General features: G+C 47.1%; 6 protein-coding genes. All 6 read right to left on the minus strand.

Annotated features, from left to right (window positions below; translation table 11 throughout):
• Positions 1 to 24: 24 nt before the first annotated feature.
• Entirely contained in the window at positions 25 to 1614 is a 1590-nt protein-coding gene (locus LMED105_RS14785; RefSeq protein WP_008252849.1) for a hypothetical protein, read from the minus strand.
• Positions 1615 to 1827: 213 nt separating this feature from the next.
• A complete protein-coding gene (locus LMED105_RS14790) occupies positions 1828 to 2559 on the minus strand; it encodes a hypothetical protein (RefSeq protein ID WP_008252850.1) in 732 nt (243 codons plus the stop codon).
• Positions 2549 to 3028, minus strand: coding sequence for a hypothetical protein (locus LMED105_RS14795; RefSeq protein WP_156799723.1), 480 nt, complete (start codon positions 3026 to 3028; stop codon positions 2549 to 2551). The genes LMED105_RS14790 and LMED105_RS14795 overlap by 11 nt, the downstream gene beginning before the upstream one ends.
• Before the next feature lie 137 nt (positions 3029 to 3165).
• Positions 3166 to 3504 carry a hypothetical protein gene (locus tag LMED105_RS14800; RefSeq protein WP_156799724.1) on the minus strand — a complete coding sequence of 113 codons (339 nt, stop codon included), beginning with the start codon at positions 3502 to 3504 and terminating at the stop codon, positions 3166 to 3168.
• Between the two features lie 342 nt (positions 3505 to 3846).
• On the minus strand, positions 3847 to 4842 hold the full coding sequence (locus LMED105_RS14805; RefSeq protein ID WP_008252853.1) for a TIGR02391 family protein: 996 nt from the start codon (positions 4840 to 4842) through the stop codon (positions 3847 to 3849).
• Positions 4843 to 4925: 83 nt separating this feature from the next.
• A partial coding sequence (locus tag LMED105_RS16945; RefSeq protein WP_008252854.1) for a helix-turn-helix domain-containing protein occupies positions 4926 to 6000 on the minus strand: 1075 nt, incomplete at its 5' end.

Genomic DNA, 6000 nt, shown 5'->3' on the forward strand with positions numbered 1-6000 from the left:
GGCGCGTCCCTCTCGAACGCCATGTTAGGCAATAGTTGAACTACCTTCATGCCAATAGAACGCGTTCTTTGTTTCAAATGTAATTTTCTTACCCGCAAGCGCTGAACTGTTTGTGGTGATTTCGACAGTCCTTTCGTTGATGTAATTGATGGCACTTATTTCAATAGAAGGGTCATCGAAATTGAAAATACTCCTGCCATTTTCAAACCATGCATCTCGAATGATATTCACCGTTACATTTGAGCCATTGGCTTTGGCTTCAACGACGGGAGTGGGTAGAGGCATATCCCAGGTTTCAATGAGAAGTTCATTTGAAATTGGTGCTCCATTTTCGTCACATTCGATGAATACGTAATCCATGCTTACAGTATTTGGCACTTGAGCGCGTGTATAGCAGCACTCAGTTGCCTTAAAAGAAAATACTTTCGGCATCTCGTGATTGAGCAATCTTTCTTGCGGATAGGTGGCGCCACCGGATTGCGAATTTGATACAAGCAACTGGCCTTGATCCATAGCGGTGGCGATAATTCCGACCCCATCAGTAGTTCCATCACCACGACCTCGTGGAACTGCAAGTGCTTCCATACCAGGTTTCTTAGGAAAACGTGCGAGCGTGTATCCAAAACCACGTGTTGAAAGGGTCAATGACTCGACCGCTAAATCGTCCATTACGTCAAATAGGTGGCGTTTATCGTCTTTTCGCGTCGCTACTGGCACATGGAAGTTGCCAAGGTAATCTTGAAACACTGGACAAGTAGTGGGTAGGTGCTCATCAGGTTCAAAGCCACCAAGGTCAACCTTCTCGAAGGCTGATAAGGTTGTGCCTCTATCGCTAGAACTGGCGACACGGGTGATTAGTGAGTTTGTTTCGATCGAGTCAACTCTAAAGAGAACGCGATCACCACTGATAGCAAAATCAACTCCACCCAAACAATTCGGTGCAGCAATTTCGCGTTCCCCACCAACGGAGCCATCTTGCAAGATTTCTCGCAAGAATATTTTTCCACTCTTTCGGCATTTGTAACTAAGCAGACCGTAACTTGGTTGGCTTTTTTGCACTTGCCCAATGGGGGCCTGGCAAAACGCCATAAATGGGAAATCAATATGTTGACTGGAAGTTTTGATTTGCTTCCCATCTAAGAATAGCAATGACGAACCAGCGCCATCAGATGCTACGTAAGCTACATGAGGATAACCAGAGAACTTGTTTATTGTTAAGTGTGCTCGCCAAACAATTCCGTGATGGACGATGAATCTCTCGATCTCACTTGATAAATTCAGTGTGACACGTACCAGCCGATCTGCTTCAACCACAAGAATGTGCGAGAGCTTTTTCACATCGTCGCGTCCAGCGATAACTTGCGCCCCAAGAAGGAACCGAGTGGAACTAACCCGTTCAGATAGGACTCTGGCGTGATGCACATAGTTTTCATCGAGCCATTTGGCAACTTTTGACTTCACCGAGATTTCGACTCCGTCCAGCAGTGCATCAGTCAACATCCCGCCGGCTGCCAATTTCATAATTCCAAACTGGTCAACAGAAACTCTTTGAACTGGCGAGAATGGATCCCACTTCCTGCTTTGAAGTTGACTTTGGCGACTTATGTATTGCATGTGATCCTCCCTTCTGGTGATTAAGATTGCCTAACGAGGCTGTGCAAAAAGTCCCGCATTACCGGTCTCCCAACTTTTGGGGGCTTTTAAAATCAATGGGTTAGATGGCATGTTTTTTCTCAGAAAAGGGTTTTCGCACAGCCTCAACGGTTGAATTCACCGGCCGGGCGAGCGCAACTCGCACCGGTCCGGTGGAATGAATTGTTAGGTGTCTTAGCAGTAAACAGCGAATACATGCTGGATAAGGGTTTCAACATGCCCCGTCGCTCGCGCCGTGCCAACTTTCATCTGATTAGGGTGCCCGGCCCCATTGCGATACTTCAAACAGCCCTCTAATTCTTGCTTCACGCTCTTTCCGATAATTTGAGTAGACTCCAAAACGACTAGAAAATCCGCCTCCTGCATGCGTGACAAATCTTCTGTCGTTTTTGCGGGCTTCCATTTGGGGTTTCTCTTGATTGCTTCTGCATTAAATGTAGATAGATGGTTTGCAACTACATAGTCGTAGAGAACGGCAACCGCGCCCACCCAGCTAAGTACAACACCGGAGCGCCATAGGCCAAGCTCGAGACAGCGCACTGACTCTTCGATGAACGAAACGACCTGTAGATTCTTCACTCCAGGCAAGAGGGCGCGAAGATGCGGGATGACCTGCGCCACCGGGGATTGAAGCGCTGGTCCGACAAGTGTACCTACTCGAAGCTTGCCATTGGAGGTAAGCTCCCACCCCTTAGCTGTTCGAACTGCCAGACCCTTCGTTGCGCTAAGGAGCTGCGATACGTTCCAGCCTCTGACAACGCGCAAACCAGACGCTTCGGCTAAGTTGCGAATTGCAGAAACCTCCTTTGCCACATCAACGTCCACTGCAAGACAGATTAGTAGCTTGTCCGTCTTTGTGTAGTCGGAGTTGCTTAGCAGGTCTTTGAGGTGATCTCTAGCTAGCAAGTCTAGTCCTCAGTTCGTTCTCCGTTGTTGCATGCAGTGAGTATGTGTCCTTTGCGGCCTCTATAAACTTTTGGTTTGTCACTAGGGTGCCGATGATGTTGCTTAGGTTGCCGCTATAACTTTTCTTGTAGTAGGAACTCGCAGATTTCATTTCTTCTAGGAGCTTAGCGCGCGTGAAAGTCTCCGCACCCATGCCAATTCGAAGTCTTGCACCAGCGGCTAGCGCCAACTCTGTCCCAGTGCCTCCGCCAAGCGCAGCCGCGTATGTGTTCGTGGTTCCTTGTGGGCCCGGCGTGGCGTTCGCCTTGGCACCAGGTGCAGACGCGGGTTGGGCGTCGGATATACCGGAGTCCTTATATAGCGTAGTTAACGCCTGCAAAAGTTCAGGAAGCTCTTGCTTAAGAAAGTCTTCCGAACCTTCATACTCAACCTCGATTGGCCCCATCTTGATGCGCAACTTGCTTGTCATAAACCCTCTCCTATTTCTCCTGTTAACTTGCTTCGGACACCTAACGTCGCTGTTCAGAGGCAAAATTGCCGTGGCGAGACTTTTGCGCCCTTTGCAAAAGATGTGACAAGGCGATTGCGTCTCTTTGGAAAGCCTTGTTAGCTGCGTGCCAAATGTGGGCGAACATGTGTTTCGATTCCTTGGATTGCATTCCGCAACGCTACACTAAATTCATCTTTGCCATCTGTAGACAGATTTATCTTGGCCTTAACCTCATTCGCGTAGTCCTTATCGGCGCGAAAATCCTCTCCACCTGAATATTCATTCCTTATGAACGCTTCAATAGAAGCTCTAAGTTGACTGACACACTTCCGCAAGTTCATGGATAGTTCCTCAATTTCGCTTCCCCACAAAGCTTCAGCCTCTAAACTTGCGGAGTCGAATTCCTGCGTAAATTGATACAACTTATCCCACCGGTTCCAATAGACGTGTGCCATTGCCTCGCCCCTCTGCTGGGCACTCTGGCTGGTGGCCTCTAGGTAACCTTTAGGGAGCTCTTGAGGCCGTATCCAGGGGTTTCGGCAAGCGTCTAGGATGTCTCTCACGTTGTAAGTTGCTTTTATGAGCGATCTTGCAGCTTCAAAGTCGGCTCTTCCACCGAGTTCGGTCCGCCAACTCTCGAGTCCCCGCCAAGCCGCAACGGCTGTAACCGCTGCAGCGATTGAAACGCAGATATCTTGAACTATTGAGAATATTTCAACGGTGCTAATACTTTACTCCACGGCAGCTAACACCTGGGTTAAGCCGCGCCGCAAAGCGACGTCGGCTTGGACAAATTGTTAGGGGGCATTTTCGATTCGCTCCGCCTGCTCAACAACTGACAAAAGATAGTCTACCCACCCGAGGATCTGCAGTACCCGCTCCGCAGGCAGATTGCCCAAGAGCTTGTGCTGCACTTGATTGCGGATGAAACCAAACGTCCCGAGGAAAAGCAGCTGAACCGCCTCTTGCTCCGCGACGATGGCGCTAACCCGGAGCATAGGCTTCTGTGTGTTGAACGCCAATGTGACGAGTTGCTTAGCAGTACTGCCCCCCTCACACGCTGTGAAAGATCGGAGCCGGTTCTCCAATATACGTGACGCTTCTGCCACGACCGTGTCATTGCGATCACTCTGACCAGCTTCCTGAAACTGGTTAAAGAGATCAAGGCAACGCGCTTTCAGCTCGTGATCAAGTATTTCGATTGAGTCTACAAGGACTGGTCGAGGTCGCGCTGCTGTAAGCAAAGATTCCGGCGCCGATATCGCCATTTTGCCTGCTGGTGCAGGCTTCACTGTTTCCAACCCAAACGAAGCAAGTAAGGGAACCGGGGTGGCATTCTTGAACACACCTGCTGAGCTAAACAGTTCCTCTTTGCGACTAATTTCGCGATCGACCGCCGAAAGCGTTGCGGCGGTGACATTCGACCGACTAGCGAGTACGTTTCTCCGGGCTTTAAGTTGCGCCAAATAAAGCAGTGCAGCCGCCTTGATAAAGCGGATTGTGCCGTGACTGAGCGAAATATCAACGTGGTACGAATCGCCGTACTGCTCGGCACGCTCGCGGATCCATTGCGCCAGTCGCGTGGCTCGCTCTTTGTCGCGCCCGAGGCCTAGCTCCCGACGAGTGTCCTCAGTAATCAAGCTACAAAGATCAGAGTCCTCCGCAAGCTCACGTGACTCATCGCCGAGCAACGAGATATAGAAGTCGATGGCCCGCAGGACGAAGTCGACGGTTTCTCGTTCGAACATTATCCAGTTGTAAACGTGGCCATCGTGGTTTTCGGTGCTCTTCATGTACCCCCTAACGCCTGAGTTCACCGGCTTGTCCGCAGCAACGCTTTGTTATGGTCTTTTATGATTTAAACCGCGCAAATAACTCACCCAAAATTCTGTGGCAAAACTTCGTCTATGTTACTGCCGTGACGCACAAAATATTTATTATCGTACACCGAAGGTTTCGAATCAGATTCAATTTTCATAATTATTACACTTTTCTCAAAATACCTAACCGTTGTAATGTTTCTAGAAATATTGTCTTTATCTCGATCGCTTATAGGCTCAGTCTTAATTAATTGAACTATTTTTGTAAAATATTTATCGATATCACCATAAAATCTCTTGGCCTCCGACTCGATACCCGTAATATGAAATGTAGAATAGGAAACATAGTCATTCCCATAGATTTTTTTATATCTTTCTGCTGTATTTTTATTATCAGCAACACCTAGTAAACAGTATCCCACAGAGTTAGGAAAAGTATTTGCCATTGAAGTTAATGTTTTAATAATTTTAGAAAATGTCTCTTTGTCTAGTTCATCTTCAGCTTCATTCAACGTATGCACGCCTACTTTGAAATCATATAGCGTTTGCTCTGTTGACGACTGCATTAAGATATTTTCAAAACGTGTTACCCATTGATTTCTAGCAGGATCGTTTATACTTGATTTTTCAAAACATCTGCTTATGACGCCATATAGAGCATCTGACTGTGTTTGTTTTTCTTTAGCAGACCAATTTCCTCCACCAGCCGCTAACGATATAATTTTGTCCCCAGCACCATCGAGCAGGCCAACGAGCTTTTTTATGTCGGCTATAACCTTCTCTTCTTCAACCAAAAGCTTATATAGGGCATAGAAAACAACTTGAAAATATCTAGATATTTTTGCTTGCTGATTTTCAAACAGAAGAGAGTTGAAGGTTTTGCCAGAGTGATTGACGATTTTCATTATTTCATCAAATACAAACTGAATATTAGAAATAATAACGTCTTCATTTACCTTTTGAATTTGGATTTCTATCGTATTAGATATTGACGTTTCTTCATTGCCATCTACATTGAAGTTGTATAGCTGATTTAAAATATCTGAACTAGATCTTAACCCTTTATCTGCTGAGATCCAGGCAACGATATCAGCAATCACCTCTTCATCTTGAGACTGCCTCAAGGCCTCT

The organism is Limnobacter sp. MED105, assembly GCF_000170915.1.
Taxonomy (GTDB): Bacteria; Pseudomonadota; Gammaproteobacteria; order Burkholderiales; family Burkholderiaceae_B; genus Limnobacter.